24 protein-coding genes are annotated in these 25,737 nt (G+C 66.1%); 15 read left to right on the forward strand and 9 right to left on the reverse strand.

The window, feature by feature from the left end:
• Positions 1 to 15: 15 nt before the first annotated feature.
• Positions 16 to 1,011 (reverse strand): ribosome small subunit-dependent GTPase A, encoded by a 996-nt coding sequence (gene rsgA / locus ABWP09_RS03340; RefSeq protein ID WP_353203746.1) that lies wholly within the window; start codon positions 1,009 to 1,011, stop codon positions 16 to 18.
• A 157-nt stretch (positions 1,012 to 1,168) separates the two neighbouring features.
• Here rsgA and dinB point away from each other — a divergent pair, with 157 nt between their 5' ends.
• Positions 1,169 to 2,260 carry a DNA polymerase IV gene (dinB, locus tag ABWP09_RS03345; protein WP_353203747.1) on the forward strand — a complete coding sequence of 364 codons (1,092 nt, stop codon included), beginning with the start codon at positions 1,169 to 1,171 and terminating at the stop codon, positions 2,258 to 2,260.
• A 181-nt stretch (positions 2,261 to 2,441) separates the two neighbouring features.
• Here the strand turns inward: dinB and ABWP09_RS03350 are convergent, their stop codons facing one another.
• A complete protein-coding gene (locus tag ABWP09_RS03350) occupies positions 2,442 to 2,702 on the reverse strand; it encodes a hypothetical protein (RefSeq protein ID WP_353203748.1) in 261 nt (86 codons plus the stop codon).
• A 3-nt stretch (positions 2,703 to 2,705) separates the two neighbouring features.
• Positions 2,706 to 3,371 (reverse strand): arylesterase, encoded by a 666-nt coding sequence (locus tag ABWP09_RS03355; protein ID WP_353203749.1) that lies wholly within the window; start codon positions 3,369 to 3,371, stop codon positions 2,706 to 2,708.
• Between ABWP09_RS03355 and ABWP09_RS03360 the strand changes: the two genes are divergently transcribed.
• The 5 genes from ABWP09_RS03360 (at position 3,359) to mobA (ending at position 10,238) form a co-directional block, all read left to right on the forward strand.
• Positions 3,359 to 4,063, forward strand: a complete 705-nt coding sequence (locus ABWP09_RS03360) for an ABC transporter ATP-binding protein (RefSeq protein WP_353203750.1) — start codon at positions 3,359 to 3,361, stop codon at positions 4,061 to 4,063. The two genes, ABWP09_RS03355 and ABWP09_RS03360, sit on opposite strands and share 13 nt — an antisense overlap.
• Positions 4,060 to 6,549, forward strand: coding sequence for an ABC transporter permease (locus ABWP09_RS03365; RefSeq protein WP_353203751.1), 2,490 nt, complete (start codon positions 4,060 to 4,062; stop codon positions 6,547 to 6,549). Before ABWP09_RS03360 ends, ABWP09_RS03365 begins: the two co-directional genes overlap by 4 nt.
• A gap of 70 nt (positions 6,550 to 6,619) precedes the next feature.
• Positions 6,620 to 8,911 carry an FdhF/YdeP family oxidoreductase gene (locus ABWP09_RS03370; RefSeq protein ID WP_353203752.1) on the forward strand — a complete coding sequence of 764 codons (2,292 nt, stop codon included), beginning with the start codon at positions 6,620 to 6,622 and terminating at the stop codon, positions 8,909 to 8,911.
• Between the two features lie 8 nt (positions 8,912 to 8,919).
• Entirely contained in the window at positions 8,920 to 9,699 is a 780-nt protein-coding gene (gene fdhD / locus ABWP09_RS03375) for a formate dehydrogenase accessory sulfurtransferase FdhD (protein WP_353203753.1), read from the forward strand.
• Positions 9,696 to 10,238: a molybdenum cofactor guanylyltransferase gene (gene mobA / locus ABWP09_RS03380; protein WP_353203754.1), complete on the forward strand. Its 543-nt coding sequence runs from the start codon at positions 9,696 to 9,698 to the stop codon at positions 10,236 to 10,238. The genes fdhD and mobA overlap by 4 nt, the downstream gene beginning before the upstream one ends.
• A gap of 4 nt (positions 10,239 to 10,242) precedes the next feature.
• Here the strand turns inward: mobA and ABWP09_RS03385 are convergent, their stop codons facing one another.
• Positions 10,243 to 12,150, reverse strand: coding sequence for a CocE/NonD family hydrolase (locus ABWP09_RS03385; protein WP_353203755.1), 1,908 nt, complete (start codon positions 12,148 to 12,150; stop codon positions 10,243 to 10,245).
• 102 nt (positions 12,151 to 12,252) lie between these two features.
• Between ABWP09_RS03385 and ABWP09_RS03390 the strand changes: the two genes are divergently transcribed.
• On the forward strand, positions 12,253 to 13,902 hold the full coding sequence (locus ABWP09_RS03390) for a M20/M25/M40 family metallo-hydrolase (RefSeq protein WP_353203756.1): 1,650 nt from the start codon (positions 12,253 to 12,255) through the stop codon (positions 13,900 to 13,902).
• A 16-nt stretch (positions 13,903 to 13,918) separates the two neighbouring features.
• On the opposite strand, the gene ABWP09_RS03395 is transcribed toward ABWP09_RS03390, so the two are convergent.
• On the reverse strand, positions 13,919 to 14,305 hold the full coding sequence (locus ABWP09_RS03395) for a hypothetical protein (protein ID WP_353203757.1): 387 nt from the start codon (positions 14,303 to 14,305) through the stop codon (positions 13,919 to 13,921).
• Between ABWP09_RS03395 and ABWP09_RS03400 the strand changes: the two genes are divergently transcribed.
• The 4 genes from ABWP09_RS03400 (at position 14,288) to ABWP09_RS03415 (ending at position 19,807) form a co-directional block, all read left to right on the forward strand.
• Complete coding sequence (locus ABWP09_RS03400) at positions 14,288 to 15,376, forward strand: serine hydrolase domain-containing protein (RefSeq protein ID WP_353203758.1); 1,089 nt, start codon at positions 14,288 to 14,290, stop codon at positions 15,374 to 15,376. The two genes, ABWP09_RS03395 and ABWP09_RS03400, sit on opposite strands and share 18 nt — an antisense overlap.
• A gap of 74 nt (positions 15,377 to 15,450) precedes the next feature.
• Positions 15,451 to 16,254: a class I SAM-dependent methyltransferase gene (locus ABWP09_RS03405; RefSeq protein ID WP_353203759.1), complete on the forward strand. Its 804-nt coding sequence runs from the start codon at positions 15,451 to 15,453 to the stop codon at positions 16,252 to 16,254.
• Between the two features lie 122 nt (positions 16,255 to 16,376).
• A complete protein-coding gene (locus ABWP09_RS03410; protein ID WP_353203760.1) occupies positions 16,377 to 18,776 on the forward strand; it encodes a phosphoketolase family protein in 2,400 nt (799 codons plus the stop codon).
• Entirely contained in the window at positions 18,776 to 19,807 is a 1,032-nt protein-coding gene (locus tag ABWP09_RS03415) for an acetate/propionate family kinase (protein ID WP_353203761.1), read from the forward strand. Before ABWP09_RS03410 ends, ABWP09_RS03415 begins: the two co-directional genes overlap by 1 nt.
• Here the strand turns inward: ABWP09_RS03415 and ABWP09_RS03420 are convergent.
• A complete protein-coding gene (locus ABWP09_RS03420) occupies positions 19,761 to 20,312 on the reverse strand; it encodes a GNAT family N-acetyltransferase (RefSeq protein ID WP_353203762.1) in 552 nt (183 codons plus the stop codon). The genes ABWP09_RS03415 and ABWP09_RS03420 overlap by 47 nt on opposite strands.
• A gap of 126 nt (positions 20,313 to 20,438) precedes the next feature.
• Between ABWP09_RS03420 and ABWP09_RS03425 the strand changes: the two genes are divergently transcribed.
• Together ABWP09_RS03425 and ABWP09_RS03430 are read left to right on the forward strand one after the other, a co-directional pair.
• A complete protein-coding gene (locus ABWP09_RS03425; protein ID WP_353203767.1) occupies positions 20,439 to 21,905 on the forward strand; it encodes a helicase HerA domain-containing protein in 1,467 nt (488 codons plus the stop codon).
• A 123-nt stretch (positions 21,906 to 22,028) separates the two neighbouring features.
• Positions 22,029 to 22,763 (forward strand): hypothetical protein, encoded by a 735-nt coding sequence (locus ABWP09_RS03430; RefSeq protein WP_353203763.1) that lies wholly within the window; start codon positions 22,029 to 22,031, stop codon positions 22,761 to 22,763.
• A 110-nt stretch (positions 22,764 to 22,873) separates the two neighbouring features.
• Here ABWP09_RS03430 and ABWP09_RS03435 read toward each other — a convergent pair whose 3' ends face one another.
• Positions 22,874 to 23,200 (reverse strand): hypothetical protein, encoded by a 327-nt coding sequence (locus ABWP09_RS03435; RefSeq protein ID WP_353203764.1) that lies wholly within the window; start codon positions 23,198 to 23,200, stop codon positions 22,874 to 22,876.
• A 221-nt stretch (positions 23,201 to 23,421) separates the two neighbouring features.
• Between ABWP09_RS03435 and ABWP09_RS03440 the strand changes: the two genes are divergently transcribed.
• Positions 23,422 to 23,850 carry a type II toxin-antitoxin system RelE/ParE family toxin gene (locus ABWP09_RS03440; RefSeq protein ID WP_353203765.1) on the forward strand — a complete coding sequence of 143 codons (429 nt, stop codon included), beginning with the start codon at positions 23,422 to 23,424 and terminating at the stop codon, positions 23,848 to 23,850.
• 21 nt (positions 23,851 to 23,871) lie between these two features.
• A complete protein-coding gene (locus ABWP09_RS03445; protein WP_188448190.1) occupies positions 23,872 to 24,159 on the forward strand; it encodes a helix-turn-helix domain-containing protein in 288 nt (95 codons plus the stop codon).
• A 309-nt stretch (positions 24,160 to 24,468) separates the two neighbouring features.
• Here the strand turns inward: ABWP09_RS03445 and ABWP09_RS03450 are convergent, their stop codons facing one another.
• Both ABWP09_RS03450 and ABWP09_RS03455 read right to left on the reverse strand, forming a co-directional pair.
• Positions 24,469 to 24,897 carry an acyl-CoA thioesterase gene (locus ABWP09_RS03450; protein ID WP_353203766.1) on the reverse strand — a complete coding sequence of 143 codons (429 nt, stop codon included), beginning with the start codon at positions 24,895 to 24,897 and terminating at the stop codon, positions 24,469 to 24,471.
• Positions 24,897 to 25,679, reverse strand: a complete 783-nt coding sequence (locus ABWP09_RS03455; RefSeq protein WP_353203768.1) for a sulfite exporter TauE/SafE family protein — start codon at positions 25,677 to 25,679, stop codon at positions 24,897 to 24,899. The genes ABWP09_RS03450 and ABWP09_RS03455 overlap by 1 nt, the downstream gene beginning before the upstream one ends.
• Positions 25,680 to 25,737 lie beyond the last annotated feature (58 nt).

A 25,737-nucleotide genomic window follows, 5' to 3' on the forward strand; every position in this document is an offset into this window, starting at 1 on the left:
CCGCGTTCGGTCCGGTTACCGGCGGCGCTTGCCGGGATAGGCGGGGGCGGGGCTGTCCTCTGCCGCCAGTCGCTGCCAGCGATCGAATCGCTCGACCGGCAGAACGCCCGCGTCGATCGCGGCGCGTATCGCGCAGCCGGGTTCGCCGCCATGCGCACAGTCCGAGAACCGGCAGCGTTGCGCGACTTCGACAAAATCATCGAAAACCTCCGCGATCCCGGCGGTTGCATCTGACAGTTGCAGTTCGCGCATGCCCGGCGTGTCGAGCAGCCAGCCGCCGCCGGCGAGCCGATGCATGGCGCGCACCGTGGTGGTGTGGCGCCCGGTATCGTCGCTTTCGCGGATCGCCTGGGTCGGGATGCTGTCTGACCCACGCAGCGTGTTGACCAAAGTCGACTTGCCGACGCCCGAGGAGCCCAGCAGCGCGACGGTCTGGCCCGTGCCGCAATAGGCCGCGAGGCCGGCTGCGCTGGCGGGATCGCGGCCATCGATCAGTTCGACGCGCAAGCCGGGCTCGATCGCGCGCACTGCGGCGGCGAAATCCTGCGGGGTGTCGGTCAAATCGGTCTTGGTCAGGACCACGACAGGGGCCACCCCGACTTCGCGCGCCAGCACCAGATAGCGTTCCAGCCGGGCGACGCTGAAATCCTGATTGCACGAGGCGACGATGAAGAGCGTGTCGATATTCGCCGCGATCATTTGCTCGCGGCGCGGATCGCCCGGAGCCCGCCGCTTGAACAGATTGCGCCGACGCAACACGCGCGTCGGTTGCTGCGTGGCGGCGTCGACCAGCAGCCAGTCGCCGACGGTCGGATGGTCGTCGGTGGGCGTAGCGCCGGGGATGTAAGGCGAAACCGAGAAGGTCGCACCGGCGCTGGCGACGGTGATCTGGCCGCGATGGACGGTCATCACGCGAACCGGGGTGCAGCACTCCGCTTCTTCGCGCGACAGCTGGTCGCTGAAAAAGGCGGTCCAGCCCAATTCCGGCAATGTTTCATCCGTGGATGGCATAGCGCAGCAGCAGCGCCTTTCGTTCGAGCCGACATGCGGCGTTCGCGCGGCACCAATGCCGGACGCGCGGCGCTACCATGATCGACCGCGTGATCCTACCCACGATGCGGCCGCGATCTTTGTTCTTACTATGTTCGAGTTGTGCTAGGACTCCCCCATGCTTGCCGAGTCCGCCGTCAGGAAGGTCCTTCACGTCGACATGGACGCGTTCTTCGCGTCGGTGGAGCAGCGCGACGACCCGTCGTTGCGCGGGAGGCCCGTTGCGGTCGGGCATGGGGCCGCGCGCGGCGTGGTCGCGGCGGCGAGCTATGAGGCGCGCATCTTCGGGGTCAAATCCGCACTCCCGTCGGTCACCGCGCTCAGGCGCTGTCCCGATCTGGTGTTCGTGCCGCCGCGCTTCGAGGTATATCGCGCCGTCTCGCAGCAAATCCACGCGATTTTCGCTGATTATAGCGATCTTATCCAGCCGCTGTCGCTCGACGAGGCCTATCTGGATGTGACCGCGAACCGGCGCGGGATCGCGACGGCTTGGCTGACTGCCAAGGAAATCCGCGCGCGCATTCTGGCGGAAACCGGGCTCACTGCCTCGGCTGGAATATCGTACAACAAATTCCTGGCGAAGCTCGCATCGGACCATCGCAAGCCCAACGGTCAATTCGCGGTGACGCCCGACATGGGCGAAGCGTGGGTCGAGACGTTGCCGGTCTCGCGCTTCCACGGCGTCGGGCCGGTGACCGCGCAGAAGATGAAGCGGCTCGGCATCGAAACGGGGGGCGATCTCCGCGCCAAGCCGCTCGATTTCCTGCAACGCCATTTCGGCAGTTCGGCGGAATGGTATCATGCGATCGCGCGGGGGATCGATCACCGCCCGGTCAACCCCGATCGGGTGCGCAAATCGTCGGGATCGGAGACGACTTTTCGCGAGGATCTGACGGAGAATGCGGCGATCGAGGCGGGCGTGCTGCGGATGGTCGATGACGTGTGGGGCTGGTGCGAGACGCGGCAGGCCTTTGGCCGGACCGCGACGGTGAAGGTGAAATATGCCGATTTCCGCCAAATCACGCGCAGCCGCAGCAGGGCCGTTCCGATCGCAACCTATGCCGAGCTGCGCGATGTCAGCCTTGAGTTGATCCGCTCGGTGCTGCCGACCGAAAAGGCGATCCGGCTGGTTGGGGTGACGGTGTCGAATTTCGACCAAGCCGCAGCGGCGGTGGAAGAGCCGCAATTGTTCGAGGTGATATCTGTCTAGCGCATCGCGCTCTACGTTCGACTCCCCCCAACCCGTTCGGCCCCGGACTTGATCCGGGGCTGTCGAAGCCCTGCCTGCCATAAACGGCGTCGGACGTGTGGCACGCTGCCCTTCGACAAGCTCAGGGCGAACGGGTTCTGGTTTAGTCCTCATTGATAGCGAAATTTAACGCCGGGTGCGCTCAGTCCTCGTCGATCCGCTCGGTCATTTCCATGAAGCGGCGGGCAGCGTCGCGATCTTCTGGCGCGGCGAAGGCGATATCGAGGTCGGGTGCGACGCCGAGCATGTGCATCAGCGTCCATAACGCAAAGCGGCGGTTGCGATCCTTTTCCAGCCCGAACGCGACGCGCATATGCTCGGTCCCTGCCGCCAGCGCGGCCGGGGTCAGCGTGGCGAGGTCGCTCGTGCCGAAATAGCGGCGGAACTGGTCGTCGAGTTCCACGCGCTATCGGCCCTTCAACGCTTGCCGCACGCGCGGCAGCAGCCGCGCGACGATGATATCGACCCCGCGCGCATTGGGATGCAAGCCATCGGCCTGGAGCAAGCGCCGGTTCCCGGCGACGCCATCGAGGAAGAACGGGTAGCGTGGCACTTGGTGCTTTGCGGCGAGCGCCGGATACATGCCGTCAAATGCGCGTACATAGTCGGGTCCGAGATTGGGCGCGGCGCGCATCCCTGCCAGCAGCACCGGGATACGGCGGTTGTGCAATTCGGTCAGGATCGCATCGAGATTGGCCTTGGCCTGGGGTACGGGCAGCCCGCGCAGCATGTCGTTCGCGCCGAGTTCGACGATCACCAGATCGGGCGACGCGCCCAGTCCGCGCAACCCCCAGCGCAGCCGCGCGCGCGCCTGTGCGGCCGTGTCGCCCGAGACCCCGCCATTGCGCACCGTCGCGGCGACACCTGCTTTTCGCAGCGCCACCTGCAACCGCGCGGTGAAGCCGGCAGCGGGCGGCAAGCCATAGCCCGCGCTGAGGCTGTCGCCGAACGCCCAGATCAACGGCGCGCGCGGCGATGCGTCGGCGGTGGGGGCAATTGCGACAAAGAACAGCAGCGCGAGATGGACAATTCGCCGCGACCATCCATATCGCTTGAGACGTGACGATAGCATACCCCCCAGATAGCGCGCTGATCTCCGCGCGCAATGTCTCCCTCGCGCTCGGCCGGGCGCCGGCGCGCGTCGAAATCCTGCGCGGGATCGACTTGAGCGTCGCCGCCGGGGAGAGCGTTGCGCTGCTCGGTCCCTCGGGATCGGGCAAATCGTCGCTGATGGCGGTGCTGTCGGGGCTGGAACAGCCGAGCGGCGGGACGATCGAGGTCGCCGGGCTGGATTTCACCGCGCTCGACGAAGACGCGCTGGCGATTGCGCGGCGCGGGCGGATCGGGATCGTGCTGCAGGCCTTTCATTTGCTGCCCACAATGACCGCGCTCGAAAATGTCGCGGTACCGCTCGAGCTGGCGGGCGAGCGCGACGCCTTTGCGCGGGCCGCGACCGAACTGGCCGCCGTCGGCCTCGGCCACCGCACCGGCCATTATCCCGCGCAATTGTCGGGCGGCGAGCAGCAGCGCGTCGCGATCGCCCGCGCGCTGGTGGCGCAGCCCGCCTTGATCTTTGCCGATGAACCGACCGGCAATCTCGATACTGCAACGGGCGTGGCGATCATGGATTTGCTCTTCGCACGCCACGCGGCAAGCGGCACGACGCTGTTCGTCATCACGCACGACGCCGCGCTGGCGGCACGGTGTGCGCGTGTGATTGATCTGGCGGATGGCCGGATCGTCGCGGATCGGCTTACCGCTTGAGCATTGCCTGGCGGCTTGCGGTGCGGGATTTGCGGCGGGGCGGTCGCGGGTTGCTGCTGCTCGCGGCGTGCCTGTTCCTGGGGACGGCGGCGCTAGCCGGGATCGGGAGTCTTGCCGCGAGCATGATTGCCGCGCTTGATGCCAATGGGCGGCAAATTTTGGGGGGCGACGTCGAATTCAGCGTGTCGCAACGCCGCGCGACGGTCGAGGAGCTTGCGCTGTTCGCGCAAGCCGGGCGCGTCGCGGAGACGGTGTCGATGCGCGGGATGGCGGATGCTGGCGGGCCTGCGACCTTGGTCGATTTGCGCGGGACCGACGCGGCGTGGCCGCTGGTCGGACGCTTCCGGCTCGCGCCGGGCGCGCTGGCGGATCGACCCCACGGCCGCGAGATCGCGGTCGCCCCCGCGCTTGCCGAACGGCTGCGCGTGAAACCCGGCGACACGCTGCGGCTGGGCATGGCGCGGTTGCGCGTGATCGGCATCATCGCCGAGGAACCCGATCGCCTCGGGGCTGGCTTTACCTTGGGGCCGCCAGTGCTGGTCGATTTGGCCGGGCTGGACGCGACCGCTTTGGTGCAGCCCGGTAGCTTGTATGAGAGCCATTATCGCATCGTGCTGCCGCGTGCCGAGCGCGCGCAGGCGGTGCGTGAGCGCTTGCTCGCGCGGCTCGGTGGTGCTGGGTGGACCGCCAAGACGAGTGACCGCGCGGCGGGGGGGCTGCGGACCGGAATCGATCAGTTCGGCCAGTTCCTGTTGCTGGTCGGGCTTGCCGCGCTGGCGATTGCCGGGGTGGGCGTTGGCAGCGGGGTCGCGGCCTACCTTGCAGGCAAGGCGAAGATCATCGCGACGCTGAAAGTGCTGGGCGCAACCGCGCGGACGATCGCCGCGATCTTCCTCGCGCAATTGGGGCTTGTTGCGGCGGGCGGGATCGCTGCCGGGCTCCTGATCGGCGCGGCGGTGCCGTGGATCGTGACCGGGCTCGTCGGGGCGGCGCTGCCGGTGCCGCCACGGCTCGCGCTCTACCCGGTGCCGCTGGCGACCGCCGCGCTGCTCGCCTTGCTCGTCGCCTTGTTGTTCGCGATTCCCGCGCTGGCACGGGCGCGCGATGTGCCTGCTGCGACCTTGCTGCGCGATGCGCTCGCACCACGCCGCTGGCCCGCACCGGGCGTGCTGGCGGTGATGGCGCTGCTGGTCGCGGCGCTCGTCGCGCTTGCGGTGCTGACGGCGTCGAACCAGTTGCTTGCGCTCGGCTTTGTCGGCGCGGTATCGGCGGTGATCGCTGTGTTGTGGCTGATCGGCATCGCCATCCGGCTCGTCGCCGCGCGCTTGCCGCGTGCGCGCACGCCGCTCTTGCGGCTCGCGATCGCCAACCTGCACCGGCCCGGCGCGCAGACCGATCGGCTGGTGGTGGCGCTTGGCCTCGGTTTCTCTCTGTTCGTCGCGTTGTCGGTGATCGATTCGAGTCTTTCGTCGGAATTGCGCAATGCCGCCCCGACCAAGGCCCCGCGTTTCTTCGCGATCGACCTTCAGCCGGGAGATGCGGCGACCTTCGCCAGCGCGGTGCGGGGGGCCGCCCCCGACGCGCGACTCGAATCACTGCCATCGCTGCGCGGTGCGATCGTCGCGCTGCGCGGGCAGCGCGTCGCCGACATGAAGACCTTACCCGAAGGCGCGTGGGTGCTGCGCGGGGACCGGACGATCACCTATTCGGCGCAGCTCCCGCCGCGTAATGTCGTGGCGGCGGGCAAATGGTGGCCGACTGACTATCGCGGACCCCCGCTCGTTTCGCTGGAGGACAAAGCGGCGGCCGTGCTCGGCCTCAAGGTCGGCGACAGCATCACCGTGTCGGTACTCGGGGTCGAGGTACCCGCGCGGATCGCGGCGCTCAGGACGATCGACTGGGGCGGGCTCGGCCTCAACTTCGCGATCGTCTTTTCGCCCGGCTATATCGAGGAAGCGCCGCATGGGCTGCTCGCCAGCGTCTATGCCGCGCCCGAGCGTGACGGTGCAATTGCCCGACAGGTCGCCGAGGCGCTCCCGTCGGTGACGCTGATCCGCGTCGGCGACGTCATCGGGCAAGTCGGCGCGGTACTCGCGCAGGTTGCGCTCGCGATCCGCGCCGCGGCGGCGGTGACGGTGGCGGCGGGGATTGCGGTACTGATCGGTGCGGTGTCGGCATCGGGCCGTGCGCGCCGCTACGATGCCGTGATCCTGAAGTTGCTGGGCGGGAGCAGCCGGCAAGTGCTGGGCGCACAGGGACTCGAATATGCGATCCTGTCGGCGATTCTCGCGGTCGTCGCGCTGACGATCGGCGCGGGGGCAGGGTGGTTCGTCGTGCGCCAGGTGTTCGACATCGCCTGGGCACCGCGCTGGGACGTGGTCGCAGCGACGCTGGCGAGTGCCGCGGTGATGACGCTCGGCGCCGGTGTGGCGGGGAGCTTGCCCGCGTTGCGCGCGCGCCCGGCCGAGGCGCTGCGCGACCTGTGAGCCGCATAAGCACCCTTCCGCAGACCTAGACGTTATGGCTAGGGTGCGAGTGTCCAAGCGAAAGAAGAGCATGACCGATCAGCGTGATTTGCCGCATTCACCCGGACCCGCCGGGGGCTGGGGATCGCTCAAGGGCATCGCCCGGATCTTCGGCGAAAGCTGGGCGTCTCCGGCGTCGCTTGCCACGCTCGGCCAGCTCAACAAGCCCAAGGGTGTGATGTGCGTTTCCTGCGCCTGGCCCAAACCGGCAAATTATGCCGCGTTCGAATTTTGCGAGAATGGCGCGAAGGCGACGTTGTGGGAATTGACCAGCGCGCGCTGCACGCCGGCGTTCTGGGCGGAGAAGGGCCATACCGTCAGCGCGTTGCGCGACTGGACCGATCACGATCTGGAAAAGACCGGACGGCTGACCCATCCGCTGCGTTATGACGCAACGAGCGATCGCTATGTCGAAGTCAGCTGGGACGCGGCCTTTGCCGGGATCGGCGCGGCACTTAAGCCGCTCGAGCCGAACCACGCCGTGTTCTACGCGTCGGGCCATGCCGGGCTCGAGGCGTCATACCTCTATGCGTTGCTGGCGCGCGCGTTTGGCACCAACAATCTGCCGCAAAGCTCGAACATGTGCCACGAGACGACCTCGGTCGGGCTGACCAAGGTGATCGGCTCACCGGTCGGGACGATCGTGTGGGACGATCTCGCCAAGGCCGATGCGTTTTTCTTCTTCGGGCAGAATCCCGGCACCAATAGCCCGCGCTTCCTCCACCCGCTGAAGGACGCCAAGGAGCGCGGCGCGAAGATCGTCACCTTCAACCCGATCATCGAACAGGGTTTGGTGTCGTTCGTTGACCCGCAAAGCCCGGCGGCGATGCTGACCGGCAAGGCGACCAAGATCTCCGACCAATATCACCAGTTGAAGGCGGGCGGCGACATCGCGGTGTTGCTCGGCATGTGCAAATGCGTGGTCGAGGCCGATGATGCGGCGTCCGCCGCAGGCGAGGCGGCGGTGATCGACCACGCCTTTGTCGCTGAGCATACCACCGGGTTCGACGCGTTCATCGCGACGTGCCGCGCTGCCGACTGGGCCGAGATCACGCACGAGAGCGGACTGACCGAAGCGGCGATCCGCGATGCGGCGCAGGTGTACATCAAGGCCGAACGCGTGATCGGCGTGTACGGCATGGGCCTGACGCAGCATGCGCATGGTTCGCTCAACGTGGCGATGCTGGTCAATCTGTTGCTGCTGCGCGGCAATATCGGCAGGCCCGGCGCGGGCTGCTGTCCGGTGCGCGGGCATAGCAATGTGCAGGGTCAGCGTACCGTCGGGATCGCGGAAAAGGCGCATCTCGTGCCACTCGATACGATCGACGCTTTGTTCGACATCACCTCGCCGCGCGACGATGGCATGAACATCGTCGAAGCGACGGAGGCGCTGTTTGCGGGCAAGGTCCGCGCCTTCGTCTGCCTCGGCGGGAATTTGCTGCGTGCGGTGCCTGATCAGCAGCGGCTGGAGCAAGCGTGGGGCGCGCAGGACCTGACCGTCATGGTCTCGACCAAGCTTAATCGCAGCCACCTGTTCCCGGGCAAGCAGGCCTATATTCTGCCCTGCCTTGGCCGCTACGAGATCGACGCGCAGGCGGGCGGCAATCAGGTGGTCACGACCGAAGACAGTTTCTCGATGATCAACGGATCGGTGGGCAAGCGCGCGCCGGTTTCGGATAGCGTGAAAAGCGAATTGGCGATCGTGACCGGCATTGCCAAGGCGGCGGTCGCGCCGAACGACAAGCTGTGCTGGGATGACTGGACCGCCAATTACGGCCTTGTCCGCGACTTGATCGAACGGACCTATCCGGAGGATTTCCGCGACTATAATGCTCGCATGTTCGAACCCGGCGGTTTCTACCGCGGCAATGGCGCGCACCAGCGGATCTGGAAGACCGAAAGCGGCAAGGCGGTGTTCACCACGCCGGGCGCGCTTAATGCGGTCGGTTTTCAGGATGCGCCGGGACGCTATCGCTTGATGACGATCCGCTCGAACGATCAGTTCAACACGACGATCTATGGCTATTCCGATCGCTTCCACGGGATCGAGGGCACGCGTGACGTTGTGCTGATGAACCCCGACGACATCACCGATGCGGGATTGCGCGACGGGCAGATGGTGCGAATGATCACCGATAGCGATGACGGGATCGACCGGCAGCTCGGTGGGTTGAAACTGACGGCGTATCGCCTGCCACGCGGGACGGTCGCGTCTTATTATCCCGAGTGCAATGTGCTGGTTCCGATTGGGCTGCATGACGATCTGTCGAAGACGCCCGCGTCGAAATCGGTGCCGGTGCGGATCGTCGCGGACTCGGTTTGAGCCGGGGCGTGAACGGGGAGGCGAGCGTCGCTTTCGTCCGAACCGCGCGCGACGGGTCGGCCGAGCCGATCGCGCGCAGCGTTCCGCTCGAACGGCCAATCGCGCTGGAGTTCAACGGCATCGGTTATGCCGTGATGATGGCGACGCCGTGCGACTTGCACGATTTCGCGGTCGGTTTCGCGCTGAGCGAACGGCTGGTGTCGCACCGCGACGAGATCGTCGATGTGGAGTGCCACACGACCGAACAGGGGGAGATCGTGCGCGTGACGCTGTCCGCGGACCGCGCGCCCGCTTTGTTTGAGCGCGTGCGGCACCGTACCTCGGATTCGTCGTGCGGGCTGTGCGGGATCGAAAATCTCGAACAGGCGCTGCGGCCGCTACCGCCGGTGCCCGCGCAGCCGCCGATTCCCGCCGAGGCGATCTTCCGCGCGCTGGCCGAACTGCGCGACCATCAGCCGCTCAATCGCAGCACCGGGGCCGTCCACGCCGCCGCGCGCTGTTCGCAGGACGGGCAGATTCTTGCCGTGCGCGAAGATGTCGGGCGGCACAACGCCTTCGACAAAGTGATTGGCGCGATGGCCCGCGCGGGCGCGGCGTGGGACGGCGGCTTCGCCTTGCTGTCGTCGCGCTGCAGCTATGAGCTGGTCGAGAAAGCCGCACTGTCGGGCTGTGCCACACTGGTGACGATCTCGGCGGCGACTGACCTTGCCATCGCCCGCGCGAACGAATGCGGGCTGACGTTGGTGGTGCTGGCGCGGCCCGACGCGATCCTGACGGTTTCTGTGTGAAAATCCTCGGCGCGATCCTGGCTGGCGGGCAATCGCGCCGCTTCGGCAGCGACAAGGCGCTCGCCGATCTGGGCGGGCGACCAATGATTACGCGCGTGGCCGATGCGCTCGCGCCGTTCGTGGAGGGGCTGGTCGTGTGCGGGCACCCGGCACCGCCGCCGGGGATGGAAGCCGTCGCCGATGTGCCGCATCCCGACCTCGGCCCGCTCGGCGGACTCGCGGGGGCGCTGCGATATGCGCAGCGGTACGGTTATGCCGGGGTGCTGTCGGTCGGTTGCGACACGCCGATCCTTGATCCCGATCTGCTATCCCGCTTGGGCAAGTCGGAACGCGCGACGTTCGTGACCGACGCGCCGATCATTGGCTATTGGCCTGCTAACCTGTTCGATGCGCTGATCGCGCATATCGACACTGACCCGCGCCGATCGATGCGCGGCTGGATCGCGGCGATCGATGCCGATCCGATCGCTCTCCTGCGGCCCATTCCGAACGTTAACACACCGGCTGATCTTGAACGCCTTTTGCTGGCACCAAGCTAAGCGCTCACTTCCCCGCTGGCACCAGCGGCAGCCAGACCGCACTCGCGCTCGCGCCGCCGCGTTCGATCGTGACCGTCGCCTTCTGGTAATCCGCCTTCTTTGCCAGGAAAATATTGGGCACGAAGGTCTGCGGGTTGCGATCGTAGAGCGGGAACAGGCTCGACTGGACTTGCACCATCACGCGGTGGCCGGGCTGGAAGACGTGGTTCACCCTCGGCAGGCGGAAGCGATAGCGCTGCGTCTTGCCCGCCGGGATCGCGGCCGGCTTTTCGAAACTGTCGCGGTAACGGCCGCGGAAGATGTCGAGGCTGATCGGGAGCTGATACCCGCCCATCTTGGCATCGCTCGCCACTTCATCGGGGAAGACGTCGATCAGCTTGACCACGAAATCGCCGTCGCTGCCGGTGGTCTTGGCGTAGATGTCGGCGATCGGCGCACCCGACAGCCGCATCGGCGCGCTCAGCACATCGGTGACATAGGTTTCGACGTCGGGGCGGCCATCGGCATGGCGCTGATCGCTGACCAACCAATCACCCCAGCGCCCGTCGCCGAAGTTCACCGGACGCGGCAAATGCGGCACTGGCTTGGCGGGATCGGAGACGTAAGAATCGCCGCCCGGCGCGCCTTTGTCGAAGCCCAGACCGCCATCGGCCTGAAGGAACAGGCGCTTGAGCGGCGCGGCGCAGCCATGTTCGCAGGCGAGCGGCCAAGTGGCGAAGCGGTCCCACTTATTCTCGCCGGTATTGTAGATCGTCGCGGCGGGCAGATTGGCGGGTGGCCCGTCCTTCAAATATTGGTCGAACAGCGGCAGCACCATTTTCTCGCGGAACTGCGCAGCGGTATCGCCATCCCATTGGAACGGCCCGAGCGAGCGCCCTTCGCGATTGACCTGGCTGTGCCGCCACGGCCCCATCACCAGGAAATTGTTGCCGATCTTGCCCTTGGCCTTGAGCGCCTCCCACGCAGTGATCGCGCCGTACATATCCTCCTGATCCCACAGCCCCTGCTCCCACAGCGTCGGCACGTTGGAGGGATTGGCGGCGAGCAATGTGTCGAGCGCCTGGCCTTGCCAGAACCCGTCATAAGCGGGGTGTGCGACCATCTTCTGCCAGGCGGGCAATTGATCGAAGCCGGATTTCTTCGCCCATTCATTCGCCCCGCCCAGACGGCGGAATTCCTCATAATTGTCGTAAATGCCGGTGGCTGGTTCGCTGCCCTCGCCCTTATATCCGGTCTGCGATCCGACCCAGCCGATATTGGCGAGGCGGAACGCGCCGTAATGGAACCAGTCGTCGCCCATCCAGCCGTCGATCATCGGGCTTTCGGGCACCGCGACCTTCAGCGCGGGATGCGGCGCGAGCAGCGCCATCACGACAGTGAAGCCTTCGTAGGACGATCCGATCATCCCGACCCGGCCGTTCGATTCGGGCAGGTTCGCCTTGTTCACCAGCCAGTCGATCGTGTCATAGGCGTCGGTGACATGATCGGTCGTGGTCGGGTTGAGCGGCCCGCGGACCGGGCGGGTGACGATGTAGTCGCCCTCCGATCCATGCTTGCCGCGAATGTCCTGATAGACGCGGATATAGCCGCCCTTGACGAAGATTTCGTCGGCGAGCGGCAGGGTGGAAAGGATCGACGGGCTGTCCATCCGCTTGGCGCGGCCCTTGGCGTTATAGGGTGTTCGCGTCAGCACGATCGGCGCGTTGCTCAGCCCCTTGGGAAAGACGATGACGGTGTAGAGCTTGGTCCCGTCGCGCATTGGGATCATCACTTCGCGCTTCACATAATCGCGCGCCTCGATCGGCGTGGCGAAGCTCTTCGGAATGTCGCTCGGCGGAAACGGCGTTTGCTGCGCGGCGATTGGCGCGGCGAGCAGCGCCATAGAGGCGGCGAGCAGCAAAGGATATTTCATCGGGCAGGCTCCGGGCGTGAGATCGGCGTGAATTGACCATAGGGCAGAACGGCACGCGATCAACGGCTTGTCGGCTGACCCTGCGACGCTAGAGTGGCGGCCATGCTGAAACACATGATCCCGCTCGCTTTGCTCGCCGTCGCGACCCCTGCCTTCGCCCAGGGCGTCGATACTGCCGCAATCACCAAGACGGTGCAGGACATCTCGTCCGACACCTTTCATGGCCGCGCGCCGGGCGGGCCCGGGGAAGCCGTGACGATCGACTATCTCACCAAGCGCTTCGCGGCGCTCGGCCTGCAGCCGGGTGGGCCGGACGGGACATGGACGCAGACGGTGCCGCTGCTCCACACCAAACTCGGGCAGCCCGAGACGTTCGGCGTGTCGGTCAAGGGCGCGTGGCAGGCCTGGACGCGCGGCGTGCAAGCCTATGCCTGGTCGCTCCAGCCCAACGACAAGGCCGTGATCGCGAACGCGCCGCTCGTCTTTGTCGGCTATGGTGTCACCGCGCCCGAACGCGGCTGGGACGATTTCAAGGATGTCGATCTGCACGGCAAGGTCGCGGTCATTCTCGTCAACGATCCCGATTTCGAAGCGGTGCAAGGCGATGCCGCCTTCGGCAAGTTCGGCGGCCGGACGATGACCTATTATGGCCGCTGGACCTATAAATTCGAAGAAATGGCGCGGCGCGGCGCGATCGGCGCGCTGATCGTCCATGATAGCCCGGGTGCCGGCTATGGCTGGAACGTCGTGGTTTCGGGGCAGGGCGAAGCCTATGACATCGTGCGCCCGGCCGCGCAGATTACCAGCCTGCGCTTGCAAGGCTGGCTGAACGGCGATGCCGCGACCGCGTTGTTCAAGGGCGCGGGGCTCGATTTCGCCACGCTGCGCACTGCCGCGCGGCAAAGCGGCTTCAAGCCGGTGCTGCTCAAGGGCGCGACCTTCTCCGCCGCGATCCCGGTCAGCCATGAAGTGGTTGAGAGCCACAACGTCCTCGCCAAGATTCCTGGCGTCGTTGCGCCCGCCGAGACCGTGATGCTCGGCGCGCATTGGGACGCGTATGGCGTTGGCCCGGCCGATAAGGACGGCAAGACGATCCGCCCCGGTGCGAATGACGACGGGCTGGGGGTGGCCGCCTTGCTCGACATTGCGCGCATCCTGAAGGCGGAGCCAGCACCGCGCCGCACGATTGCATTTGCGGTGTGGACCGCCGAGGAGCGCGGGCTGCTTGGCTCCGAATATTATGCGACGCACCCGGTCTATCCGCTCGAGACGACCGCGGCGAACCTCACGATCGATATCCTGCAAACCGCCGGGCGCGCGAAGGACGTGATCCTCGTTGGCGTCGGGCAAGACAGTCTGCAGGACGATATGGCGCGGATCGCGGCGACGCAGGGCCGGCGGGTCACGCCCGAGGGCTTGCCCGAGCGCGGGCTGTTCTACCGCGCCGACCATTTCAGCCTGGCCAAGCGCGGCGTGCCCGTCCTGCTGCAAATGGGGATCGCGGGTGCGTCCGATCTGGAGACCGGCGGCGTGGCGGCCGGGCAGGCGTGGATCGATGCTTATACCGGTAAATGCTACCACCAGACCTGCGATGCCTGGTCGCCCGACTGGAATCTGGCCGGGGCCAAGCAGGATATCGACGTGATGCTGACGATCGGCCGCGAGGTGGCGAATTCCGCGGCGTGGCCGAGCTGGAAACCGACCTCGGAATTCAAGGCGATCCGCGACAAAAGCGCGGCGTTGCGCCGTTAAGCGGTGCGGCGGATCGTCAGTGTTTGACGATCAGCGCGGTTCCGCCGAACGGCTCGGGCTGGCAGCCGAGTACGGGATCGTAGCGCACGCTGCGACGCGCGATCAGCGGGACCGATGCCGTAACGACCTTGGTCGCGGGGTTTTCCGAGAGCCGGATCGGCTCCATGCCCGGTTCGAAATCCTTGTGGCAATCGCCCAGCGACCGTCCATCGACATAACGGCACCCGCACGCCACCCGCGCGGCATAGCCCACGCCGAGTTCCAGTTGCGCGCGGTGCGCGGCAACCCACGCAAAGCCTGCGCCGCCCGCGATCAGCGCCGCGCCGATCATCGCGGGAAAGAGGGTGCGTCTTGCATTCATCACCACCGAGCCTAGGCTTGGCATATGCAAAAGAACAGCCATTGGATGATGCTCGCCGCCATACTTGTTGCGGGCAGCGCACCCGCTGCCACCAGCCCTACGCCGCTGGATTCGCTCTTCTCCGCTGGCGTGGGCGAGACGCGGGCCGCGCTGATGATCCGCGACGGGCGGGTGGTCGCGAAAGTGTACGAACCCGGCTATTCGGATGCGAACCGCTTCGTCAGCTGGTCGATGGCCAAGACGGTGACCGCGATTCTCGTCGGCGAACTGGTGGCCGATGGAAAGCTCGCGCTTGATGCGCCCGCGCCCGTCGCGGAATGGCACGGGGCGAACGATCCGCGCCGCGCGATCACGCTCAGGATGCTGCTCAACATGTCATCGGGCTTGCGGCATACCGAAGTCGGCAACCCGGTCGAGGCGTCCGACACCAATCAGGTCCTGTTCGTCAGCGGCACGCAGGCGATGGCGCAGCGCGCGATCGGCGTTCCGCTCGAGGCGCAACCGGGCAAGACGTTCGAATATAGCTCGCTGACCACGCTCATTTTGAGCGAAATCATCACCCGGACGCTGACCGCGAGCGCTGACCCCAAGGAGCGCGCACGGATCTATCGCGCCTTCGCGCAGCGCCGCTTGTTCGGTCCGGCCGGCATCACGAGCGCGATGCTGGATTTCGACGGGAGCGGGACGCAGATCGGCGGGTCGCTGATCTATATGACGCTCGATGATTATGGACGTTTGGGGCAAGTGCTGCTCGATGGTCAGGGTCGCGACGGGCAACGCATCGTCGATCCCGACTGGCTTGCCTTCATGAAGACGCCGTCCCCCACCAATCGCGAATATGGCGGTCAGCTATGGCTCAATCGTGCGGGCGGGGCCGATCGGGTGCCGGCGCTGTTTCCCGGGCACGGACCCGATACGCTCGTCTCGTGCCTCGGGCATCTCGGGCAATTCGTAATCGCCTCGCCCGACCAGGGGCTGGTGCTGGTGCGGTTGGGCAAGACGCAGGACGATACGCCGGCGTTTGCGGCGCTGCGGTCAACGCTCGCCCGGATCGTCGATCGCGTGCCGACTGATCGATCGGTGCGGCCCAGTCCCGCGAGCGTTCGACGATGACCGCAACCGGCTTGCATCGGACGCCATTGCCTCGCACTGTTCGGCCCTAGATTTCCAGGAGAAATGCCGTGCGTATGAGGATGATCAAGCTCGCTGTCGGTGCGGTTGCCATCGCCGTCTCCGGCGTCGCGGTTGGCCAGGTGGCGGGGGTGCGCGAGGAGCTCGCCAAGGCGGTTGCGGTGCCCTCGCGCACGCCCGCCAATGTCGCGCGCGATTCCGCCCGCCATCCGGCGCAGACGCTGGCCTTTTTCGGGGTGAAGCCGACCGATACCGTGGTCGAACTGATCCCTGGCGGCGGGTGGTATACGGAAATCCTCGCCCCGTATCTGAACACGCGCGGCACTTATTATGCCGCGGGCGGCTGGGCCAAGGGGCTCGACGGCGTCAAGCGGCTGCAAGCGGCCAACCCGGCGGTTTACGGCAAGGTCAAGCTTGCCGCCTTTCCGGCGGCGGCCGGCGAACCCGTCGTGCCGACGGGCAGCGCCGATGTCGTGCTGACCTTCCGCAATATCCATAATCTGCGCTTTGCCGGGGTCGACCGGACCCAGGCCGCCTTCGCCGAAATGTATCGCATGCTCAAGCCCGGCGGGACGCTCGGCATCGTCGAGCATCGCTTGCCCGAAGCGCGCGATGCCGCAGCCGAGGAGAAGAGCGGGTATATGAAGGTGTCGAGCGTGATCGGCTTCGCCAAGCGGGCCGGCTTTCAGGTCGCGGCCTTGTCGGAAATCAACGCCAATCCCAAGGATAAAGCGGATTATCCCGACGGTGTGTGGACCTTGCCGCCGACCTATCAATTGGGCGCTGTCGATCGCGCCAAATATGCCGCGATCGGCGAGAGCGACCGCATGACGATTCGGTTCCTCAAGCCGAAGCGCTGAACCGACGGTTGCGTGCTGCGCGCGCTGCTAACCGGCCTCTGCGGCGTGCGTAGTTTCCGATGCTCCCGCGCGCCGGCGTTCGCGGGCATGAGTTAGGCTCGCCCGCGGTCACAGGAATTCCCATGCCCGAACCGATTGCTTCCGCCCTGCCAGCGGACGCTCCGCTCCCGCCGGAAACGCTGTCGCCCGATATGCTGCGCCGGATGCACGGCTATTGGCGCGCGGCGAATTATCTGTCGGTCGGGCAAATCTATCTGCGGTCCAATCCCTTGCTCGATCGACCGCTGACGCTGGCCGACGTCAAGACCCGTTTGCTCGGGCATTGGGGCACGACGCCGGGGCTGAACTTGCTCTACGTCCACCTCAACCGGCTGATCGTGCAGCATGATCTCAACATGATCGCGGTGATCGGGCCGGGGCATGGCGGGCCAGGGATCGTCGCCAACACCTATCTCGAAGGCTCCTATACCGAGCGTTACCCCGCGATCGAGCGCAGCACCGGCGGGATGGACCGGCTGTTCCGGCAATTTTCCTGGCCCGGCGGCATCCCGAGCCATGTCGCGCCCGAAACGCCGGGCTCGATCCATGAGGGCGGCGAACTCGGCTATGCGCTGGCGCATGCCTATGGCGCGGTGTTCGACAATCCCGATCTGATCGTCGCCTGCGTCGTCGGCGATGGCGAGGCCGAAACCGGCGCGCTCGCGACAAGCTGGCACAGCAACAAATTCCTCAACCCCGCGCGCGATGGCGCGGTGTTGCCGATTCTGCACCTCAACGGCTTCAAGATCGCCAATCCGACCGTACTCGCGCGGATCGGGCGCGAAGAGTTGACCGATCTGCTGCGTGGTTACGGCCATGAACCGCATTTCGTGGTCGGCGACGAACCAGCGGCAGTGCACCAAGCGCTCGCCGCGACGATGGACCGCGTGCTGGCGGAGATCCAGGCGATCCAGGCCGAGGCGAGGAGTGGCGCGCCTAATCCGCCGCGGCGGCGCTGGCCGATGATCGTGCTGCAGACGCCCAAGGGCTGGACCGGCCCGAAGAGCGTCGACGGCAAGCCCGTCGAGGGGACGTGGCGCGCGCATCAAGTGCCGATCGCCGACTTCACGGACCCCGAGCATCTCGTCCAGCTTGAGGCGTGGCTCAAAAGCTATGACGCGCACGACCTGTTCGACGAGACCGGCAAATTCCGCGAAGACTATGCGTCGCTCAGCCCGACTGGCCACCGCCGCATGGGCGCCAATCCGCACGCCAATGGCGGGGAATTACTCAAGCCGCTCGTCCTGCCCGATTTTCGCGATCACGCCATCGCCGTTCCCGATCCCGGCGCGGTCAAGGCGGCGGCGACCGCGACGCTTGGCAAATATTTGCGCGACGTGATGGCGCTCAACATGGCGAGCGCCAATTTCCGCTTGTTCGGCCCCGACGAGACCGCCTCGAACCGCTTGCAGGCGGTCTATGACGTGACGGGCAAGGCGTGGGTGGGGGAGACCGAGCCCGTCGACGAGCATCTCGACCGCGATGGCCGCGTGATGGAAGTGCTGAGCGAGCATCTCTGCCAGGGCTGGCTCGAAGGGTATTTGCTGACCGGGCGGCACGGGCTGTTCAGCTGCTACGAAGCGTTCGTCCACATCGTCGATTCGATGGTCAATCAGCATGCCAAATGGCTCAAGGTGACGCGCGGCATCCCGTGGCGGCGACCGATCGCCTCGCTCAACTATCTGCTGACCAGCCACGTCTGGCGGCAGGACCATAATGGCCTGTCGCATCAGGATCCGGGCTTCCTCGATCACGTCGCCAACAAGAAAGCGGAGGTTGCGCGGATTTATTTGCCGGCCGACGCGAATTGCCTGTTGTCAGTGGCCGACCATTGCCTGCGCAGCCGCGGCTATGTGAACGTCATCGTCGCGGGCAAGCAGCCCGAATGGCAATGGCTCGGGATCGACGATGCCGTGCGGCATTGCACGACCGGGGCAGGCGTGTGGGAATGGGCGAGTGATGCGGGCGAGCCCGATGTCGTGATGGCGTGCGCGGGCGACGTGCCCACGCTGGAGACGATGGCGGCGGTGACGCTGCTGCGACAGCACGTGCCCGACATCCGCATCCGCGTGGTCAACGTCGTCGATCTGATGGTGCTGCAGCCGCAGACCGAGCATCCGCACGGCCTCGACGATCGCGCCTTCACCGCGCTGTTCACCGCCGACAAACCCGTTGTGTTCGCGTTCCACGGCTATCCGACGCTGGTCCACCGGCTGACGTACCGACGGCCCAACCACGACCATTTCCACGTGCGCGGTTATAAAGAGGAGGGCACGACGACCACGCCGTTCGACATGGTCGTGCTCAACGATCTCGATCGCTACCGCCTGACGCTCGACGCAATTGAACGCATCCCCCGGCTCGCGCACATGGTCGCCAAGGCCCGCGCAGTCTATTGGACCGCGATCGAGCGCCACAAACTCTATATCGCCGAGCATGGCGAGGATTTGCCCGAGATACGCGACTGGCACTGGACGCGGTGATGCGCGTGCTGACGCTGAATGGCGGGTCGTCGTCGGTGAAATTCGGGGTGTATGAGACGCGCGAGCGGGTGGTCGAGGTGTCCGCAGGCGAGGTGCCGCAGGCCGAGGCCGACACGGATCTGTTCGCGTCCATCGGCGACGCGCGCCCCGACGCGGTCGGGCACCGCATCGTACATGGCGGCGTCGATTTGCACGCACCCGTGCTGATCGATCCGGCGGTGCTTGCCCGACTAGAGCGGGCGAGCGCCTTTGCGCCGCTGCACGGGCCGGCTGCGCTGGCGATGATCGCGCAGGCGCAGGCGCGCTATCCCGGCGTGCCGCAAATCGCCTGCTTCGACACCGGCTTCCATGCTGATCTGCCTGATGTCGCGGCGGTGTTGCCGCTGCCTGCGGCGCTGCGCTGCGACGGCATCCGTCGATACGGTTTTCACGGCCTGTCGTGCGAATCGATCCTGGCGCAGCTCGGTGGAGCGGTCCCCGAGCGGTTGATCATCGCGCATCTCGGCAGTGGCGCGAGCGTGACGGCGGTGCGCGGCGGGCGTTCGGTCGACACGAGCATGGGGATGACCCCGTCGGGCGGGGTGGTGATGGGCACGCGCACCGGCGATATCGATCCCGGCGTGCTGCTCTATCTGTTGCGCGAGCGCGGCATGGACGCGGTCGCGCTTGAGGGCGTCATCGACCGGCAATCCGGGCTGCTCGGCCTGTCGGGGCGATCGGCGGATGTGCGGGCGCTGCATGTCGCCGGGGATGCCGCCGCCGACCTCGCCATCCGCATCTTCTGCCGCTCCGTCGCCAAGGCGATTGCCGGGATGCTGGCGACGCTGGGGGGTGCCGATCTGATCGTCTTTACCGGCGGCATTGGCGAGCATGACGCGGTTGTGCGTGCCGCGATTTGCGCGGACTTGGGTTTCGCCGGTGCCATCCCCTCGCGCACCATGCCGTCCCAGGAGGGCCAGCAGATCGCGCGGCATGTCGCGGCACTTACAGCGCGCGCGGGGTCGCTCCCGGCGGCAAGCCATCGGCCATGAGCTTGCGGCTGACCAGCAGCAGTGTCGGGTCGCCGGGATAAGGTTCGACCGTGAAGCCCATGTCGCGTTCCAGCTCGATCGCGGCGTGATTCTCGCGTGCCTCGATCGCTTCGAGCACGCGCACGCCCTTTGTCTCGGCAAAACGTGCGACATGCGCCAGCAATTCCCAGCCGATGCCGTGGCGCTTATAATCCTTCGACAGCGCGATCGCGACCTCGCCATGGTCGAACGTCGCATCGCAGGCGAGCATCGCAGTCGCGATCATCGTCGATCCGTCGGCGGTAAAGGCGAGGAAATTTTCCGACCAGCGATGATCGACATGCGTCAGCGCGACGATCTGGTCGTGCCCGACCTCGGACAGACCGCTCAGGAAGCGGAAGCGCAGATCCTCGCGCGTGACGTGGGTGAAGAACTCCGCGACGGTCGCCTCATCCTCGGGCCGGGCCGGGCGGACATGAAACGCGAACCCGGTGCGGGTGGTGAGATGATGGCTTGGCGCATGCATAGCTGGCAAAATACCACGCGCCCCCGGCACGCGGGAGCACCGGAATCTACCTAGCCGCGCCGATGCTAGGCCGCCGGATATCGTTATCCCTTGCCCCTGCCCCCCGGCATCGTTCATGCGCTTCGGATGACGTTTCAGGTCGACATGGGGCTCGACGGCGCGGGCCAGTCCGTGCCGATCGATCTGGCGGAATTGCTCGCGACGCGGTTGCTCGTCCAGGGCAATTCGGGTTCGGGAAAATCGCACCTTCTCAGGCGCTTGCTCGAACGCAGCGCCGGGCAAGTGCAGCAAATCATCATCGATCCAGAGGGCGATTTCGTGACGCTGGGCGACGCCTATGGCCACATCGCGATTTCGGCAATGGAGTATTCGATCGCCGAAGTTGCAAAATTCGGTGCCAGAATCCGCGAACATCGCACCTCCGTCGTGCTCGATTTGGAGGGCCTCGAAATGGAGGGGCAAATGCGCTGCGCCGCCGCGTTCCTGTCGGCATTGTTCGATGCCCCGCGCGAACATTGGTATCCCGCGCTGGTCGTGGTCGACGAGGCGCAAATCTTCGCGCCGTCGATGGGCGCGGAAGTGACCGAGGAGGTGCGGCGCGCGTCGCTGGGCGCGATGACCAACCTGATGTGCCGCGGGCGCAAGCGCGGTCTGGCCGGGATCATCGCGACGCAGCGGCTCGCCAAACTCGCCAAGAATGTCGCGGCCGAAGCCTCCAATTTCCTGATGGGGCGCACCTTTCTCGACATCGACATGGCGCGCGCGGCCGATCTGCTCGGGATGGAGCGGCGGCAGGCCGAACAGATTCGCGATCTCGCCCGCGGCACCTTCCTCGCGCTCGGGCCGGCGGTGTCGCGGCGGCCGGTGGCGATCCGGATCGGGCCGGTCGAGACGGGTTCGCGCGGCGGCGGGCCGACGCTGACGCCGCTGCCGCAGCAGGAAGCGGGCGAAATGCGGCAATTCCTGTTCGCCGAAATGGAGGAGCCGGTGCGACCCGCCCCGCCGCCGCCGCCGCCGCCGCCGCCGCGTCCTCCGCTGGCCGAGCACCTGCTCGACCGGATCGAAACCGTGGCAGCGCCCGATCGCGCAGCCCCGGAGCCCCGCTATGATGCCGCGCAACTGGCGCAGGTGATTGGCGATGTGCTCCACGCGATCGTCGCCGATCCCGATGCGGCGTCGCGCCCGGCAGCGGTGCTGTATCAGGACTTTCAGGTGCGCTGCCGGATGGTCGGGGTGCATCCCGCGCCGCTCGATCCGTCGGCTTTCTCGCGCCGGCTGGCGGCGGCGCGCGCGGGGATTTTCGATGGGCTCGACACCGATTGGGCCGAAGTGATCGCAGCGGCGCAGGATTTGCCCGACGAAATGCTCGGCTGCTTCCTGCTGGTGGCGCGTGCCGCGCGCGAGGGCGCGCCGTGCCCGAGCGATGCCGAACTCGCGCGGACCTATGGCACGTCGTCGATCGGCCGCGCGCGGCGCGTGCTCGGCTATATTGAGGGGCGCGGGCTGCTCGTCACGCGGATCGATCTGGCGGGCAAGCGCTCGGTCACCGTCCCGGCGCTGGGCTGGACGACGGCTTCGGCCGATATCGCGTGACGTCCCCCCTCCCCTAAGGGGAGGGGCTCTTTTGCGAACGTGGTATGACGTGAACAAAAGGTCACGATTGCGTCACGCCGTCTCTGTTGCAGCGCGGCACGGCGCGCCCTAGGCAAGCCGGCGATGAGCGCCGATTCCTATAGTCCCGCATCGGACCGGCCGCGTTGGCGCGGGATCGTGCTTGCGCTGATCGTCGAAGGCCTGATTTTGCTGCTGTTGACGACGCTGGGCAGCGGGATGTTCACAAAGATCGAGAAGCAGCCGCGGCTGAGCACCTTCGATGTCCGCCCGGTCGGCCCGCCGATCGCCAAGGAAGCGCAAAAGACCAAGGTCGCGAGCAAGCGCAACCCGGTCAAGACCGCGTCCGCCGCGCCGCCGCCGCCGGTCGCGCCGCCGGTAGCGGCGGTCAAGGCACCGCCGACCAAGCTGATCCAGCTCAGCCCGCAGGACTTTGCCGCGTCCGACATCGGCAAGATCCCGTCGGCGCAGGGCGCGGGCGACGGCGAGAGCAGCGGCCGCGACAGCGTTGCGGCGTACGGGCCGGGGCAGGGGCCGGGCGGCGGCGCGCTGTACAATGCCGAATGGTATCGCGAGCCGCGCGACGCCGAACTGGCCCCGTATTTGAAGGATTATGCCAAGGGGACGGGCTGGGCGTTGATCGCGTGCCGCACCGCGCCCGATTTTCGGGTGGAGAATTGCCGCTCGATCGACGAATCGCCGCCGGGGGGCGGCCTGTCGCGAGCGCTAAGGCTGGCGGCGTGGCAATTCCGCGTGCGCCCGCCACGGATCGGGGGGAAGCCGATGATCGGGGCGTGGGTGAAGATCCGGTTCGATTTGACGGTTGGGTTTACGAAGTAGGTTTGTCGCGCGGTGACCCGGACGTTTGCCTCCTCCTCTTCAGGGGAGGCCGACCAGCAGCTAATCGTGGGGAAAGCGGACAGGCAGAAAGCCCCCCCACAAGCGGACACTCAGGGGGCAGGCGTCGGCCAGCACATGAAGCGGGCGTTCTCGCCCGAGTTCATCCCCCGCACCTCAAAACCGGAGAGTTGTCGCAACCGTTCGAGCGCCGCGTCTTCACCGGTCGCCAGTTGCGGGAACGCCACCCGTGTCTGTCCGGTGTCGTCGTTTAGAAGCCACCAAACGTCTGCTCCCCAAGGGCCGCTGTCGTTTGTCTCGATATAAACCGAAGCAATGTCAGCAATCCTGATACGCTGATCCGCCTGCTTGGGTGCTCGGCAGGTAATCTCATCATTTGCCGTGACCTCGACGACGAACTGCGCTTCCGGGTGCTTCATACTGCGATGCTGCCCCGTATGTAGTTCTGGCGCAATGTCCGCTTGCCACCACCGATCGCCATTCCGCCGTCGCCAGCGCGTGCATCGTGCCCGAGGGCCGACCGGCCGCTATCAGGCGGGAAAGCGGACGGGCGGTAAACGCCCAATGGCACCCAGTGTTATGCATAGGCGATGGCTGGGTCGCCAACATCGACTGGCGATAGGGTTCCTCGTTTCGTCGGGTGTTTGAAACGGTGCGAGCCAAGAGTGGGGCGAATGTACGGCATTGCCGCATGATTTCGCTTGCAATCTATACGGCAATGCCGCATATAAGGGGCGTGCAGTCGATTATCGAGACCCACACTTATCTCGCCGATGCCAAGGCCGCTGGCATGTCGGAAGAAGAGTGCGACGATGTGAAAACTGCGATCGCCACGAACCCGTTACGCGGGACACCGATCGCGGGCGGGGCGCGTAAGGTTCGGGTTGCCGGTCGCGGCAAGGGTAAGTCGGGCGGTTATCGCGTCGTCTATTTCTTTGGCGGCGGCGATATCCCGGTCTTCCTGCTCACCGTGTTTGGCAAAGGAGAGAAGGACAATCTGACCAAGGCAGAACAGAACGCGCTCGCGGGTGTTGGAGACCGGCTGCGCGCATCATTGACCAAGACGTGAAAGCCACGGAGGGCGAGATATATGAAGAGCGCATTCGACAAGATCATGGGCGGGCTGGATGATGCCGTTGCCTATGCCGAAGGGGACCATAGTCGCGGGCGCGTGGCCACCGTGGATGTAAAGGCAGTTCGTGCCGCGACCAAACTCAGCCAGAGCAAGTTTGCCGACACGTATCGCCTAAGTGTCGCGACCGTTCAGGACTGGGAGCAGGGACGACGCGCCCCGGATCGCAGCTCGGTCACGCTATTGCGGATGATCGAGGCGGATCCCGCTGGTGTGCAGCAGATCATGGCGAAGATACCAGCGTGAGCCTTTTATAATTTGGAGCGCCTTTCTCTGAAGTGCGATCACCCCGATCCGTCCGGCCCGGACTTGATCCGAGGCTGTTGAAGCCCTGCTCACCGCACGCCGGCGGTGCGCGTATCAAGATGCCCTTCGACAGGCTCAGGGCGAACGGTGTGGTGGACCAACCTCGGTGCAAATCACTCTAGGGGATGTTCGGAACATCCGGCGAAGCACATCGCTCGGGGAATTTGGGCTCGCCTGTCTGAAACGCCAAGGCCGTGCATCTATTGCGCGCAGCGACGCAGCCTGTCGCCCCTTTGACCGGTGCACAGTTTAGCCCTCCGGCAACGCCTCCAGAAACGCCCGCACCTCGGGCGCGATCGGCAAGGACTTCCCCGTCGGTAAATGGACGTTGACGATGACCATCTCGATCTTGGTATGCACCGCGCCCGTCTCCGCGTGGCACAGCTCGAAGCTTTGCGTCAGGCTCGACGTGCCGATCCGGCCGATCCGCACGAACGCCGCGACCGTGTCGCCGAGCACGAAGGGCCGCAAATAGTCGATCTCGGTATGGCGGACGTGGAATTCGGTGCGTTCCCACGCCGCGCCCAGCGCCGCCGCGATGCCGGTCCACTCCCAGAATTCGGTGACCGCGACATCGGCATATTCGAGGTAGCGCGAGTTGAAGACGACCTTTTGCCCGTCAATCTCGGCATAACGCACTTTGAACTGGCAGGAAAAAGCAAAACCGGGACGCGCCATCACAACAAACCCAATAATTTCACGCCGACCAGCGCCAGCACCACGGCCAGGATCGGCCCCAAAATCCGGTCCGATACGCGGCTTGCGATCACACTGCCAACCACGATTCCCGGAATCGATCCGACCAATAGCGACACCAGCAGAAACCCGTCGACCGAGCCGAGCAGCCAATGCCCGATCCCGCCGAGCAAGGTGAGCGGCACGGCATGCGCGATGTCCGAGCCGACCAGCCGGTTGAGCGGCATGTCGGGGTAGAGGATCAGCAGCGCGGTCATGCCCAGCGCGCCCGCCCCGACCGAGGTGAGCGAGACCAAAACGCCGAGCACCACGCCGAGCAGCACAGTCAGCCCGGCGAGCCGTGCCTTGCCGATCCTGCCCAGCGCGCGCGTCAAGGCGCGGACGATATGCGCGCGAAACAGCGTGGCGAGGCCCGAGAGGATCAGCGTGACGCCGAGCGCGAGCGAAATCGCGCGACCCGTATCCTTGGTTTGCTCGCCGGCATAATGCAGCACCGTCAGCGTCAGCAGCGCGGCGGGCACGCTGCCCAGCGCGAGCCGCCCGACCACACCCCAATCGACCGTGCCGCGCCAGCCATGCACGCTGGTGCCGACGGTCTTGGTCGCGGCGGCATAGAGCAAATCGGTGCCGACCGCGGTTGCGGGGTGGAAACCGAAGGCGAGCACCAAGAGCGGCGTCATCAACGATCCGCCGCCGACTCCGGTCAACCCGACGATTAGCCCGACGAGCACGCCGGCCAGCGAGTATAGTGGGTTAATTAGCATTGGGGGTTGATCAGCACTGGCGCGGCTCAGCCGGCCTTTGTGCTGGGCACGTTGACGC

Source organism: Sphingomonas sp. (assembly GCF_040398505.1).
GTDB lineage: Bacteria > Pseudomonadota > Alphaproteobacteria > Sphingomonadales > Sphingomonadaceae > Sphingomonas.

Bases quoted from the DNA above. Each gene is read 5' to 3' on its own strand.
- rsgA (WP_353203746.1), bottom strand. From the start codon at position 1,011: ATGCCATCCACGGATGAAACATTGCCGGAATTGGGCTGGACCGCCTTT.
- ABWP09_RS03405 (WP_353203759.1), top strand. From the start codon at position 15,451: ATGAGGATGATCAAGCTCGCTGTCGGTGCGGTTGCCATCGCCGTCTCC.
- ABWP09_RS03395 (WP_353203757.1), bottom strand. From the start codon at position 14,305: ATGGCTGTTCTTTTGCATATGCCAAGCCTAGGCTCGGTGGTGATGAAT.
- ABWP09_RS03410 (WP_353203760.1), top strand. From the start codon at position 16,377: ATGCCCGAACCGATTGCTTCCGCCCTGCCAGCGGACGCTCCGCTCCCG.
- ABWP09_RS03420 (WP_353203762.1), bottom strand. From the start codon at position 20,312: ATGCATGCGCCAAGCCATCATCTCACCACCCGCACCGGGTTCGCGTTT.
- ABWP09_RS03390 (WP_353203756.1), top strand. From the start codon at position 12,253: ATGCTGAAACACATGATCCCGCTCGCTTTGCTCGCCGTCGCGACCCCT.
- ABWP09_RS03400 (WP_353203758.1), top strand. From the start codon at position 14,288: ATGCAAAAGAACAGCCATTGGATGATGCTCGCCGCCATACTTGTTGCG.
- ABWP09_RS03355 (WP_353203749.1), bottom strand. From the start codon at position 3,371: ATGCTATCGTCACGTCTCAAGCGATATGGATGGTCGCGGCGAATTGTC.
- ABWP09_RS03425 (WP_353203767.1), top strand. From the start codon at position 20,439: ATGACGTTTCAGGTCGACATGGGGCTCGACGGCGCGGGCCAGTCCGTG.
- ABWP09_RS03415 (WP_353203761.1), top strand. From the start codon at position 18,776: ATGCGCGTGCTGACGCTGAATGGCGGGTCGTCGTCGGTGAAATTCGGG.
- ABWP09_RS03435 (WP_353203764.1), bottom strand. From the start codon at position 23,200: ATGAAGCACCCGGAAGCGCAGTTCGTCGTCGAGGTCACGGCAAATGAT.
- ABWP09_RS03450 (WP_353203766.1), bottom strand. From the start codon at position 24,897: ATGGCGCGTCCCGGTTTTGCTTTTTCCTGCCAGTTCAAAGTGCGTTAT.
- ABWP09_RS03385 (WP_353203755.1), bottom strand. From the start codon at position 12,150: ATGAAATATCCTTTGCTGCTCGCCGCCTCTATGGCGCTGCTCGCCGCG.
- dinB (WP_353203747.1), top strand. From the start codon at position 1,169: ATGCTTGCCGAGTCCGCCGTCAGGAAGGTCCTTCACGTCGACATGGAC.
- ABWP09_RS03430 (WP_353203763.1), top strand. From the start codon at position 22,029: ATGAGCGCCGATTCCTATAGTCCCGCATCGGACCGGCCGCGTTGGCGC.
- ABWP09_RS03370 (WP_353203752.1), top strand. From the start codon at position 6,620: ATGACCGATCAGCGTGATTTGCCGCATTCACCCGGACCCGCCGGGGGC.
- ABWP09_RS03455 (WP_353203768.1), bottom strand. From the start codon at position 25,679: ATGCTAATTAACCCACTATACTCGCTGGCCGGCGTGCTCGTCGGGCTA.
- ABWP09_RS03445 (WP_188448190.1), top strand. From the start codon at position 23,872: ATGAAGAGCGCATTCGACAAGATCATGGGCGGGCTGGATGATGCCGTT.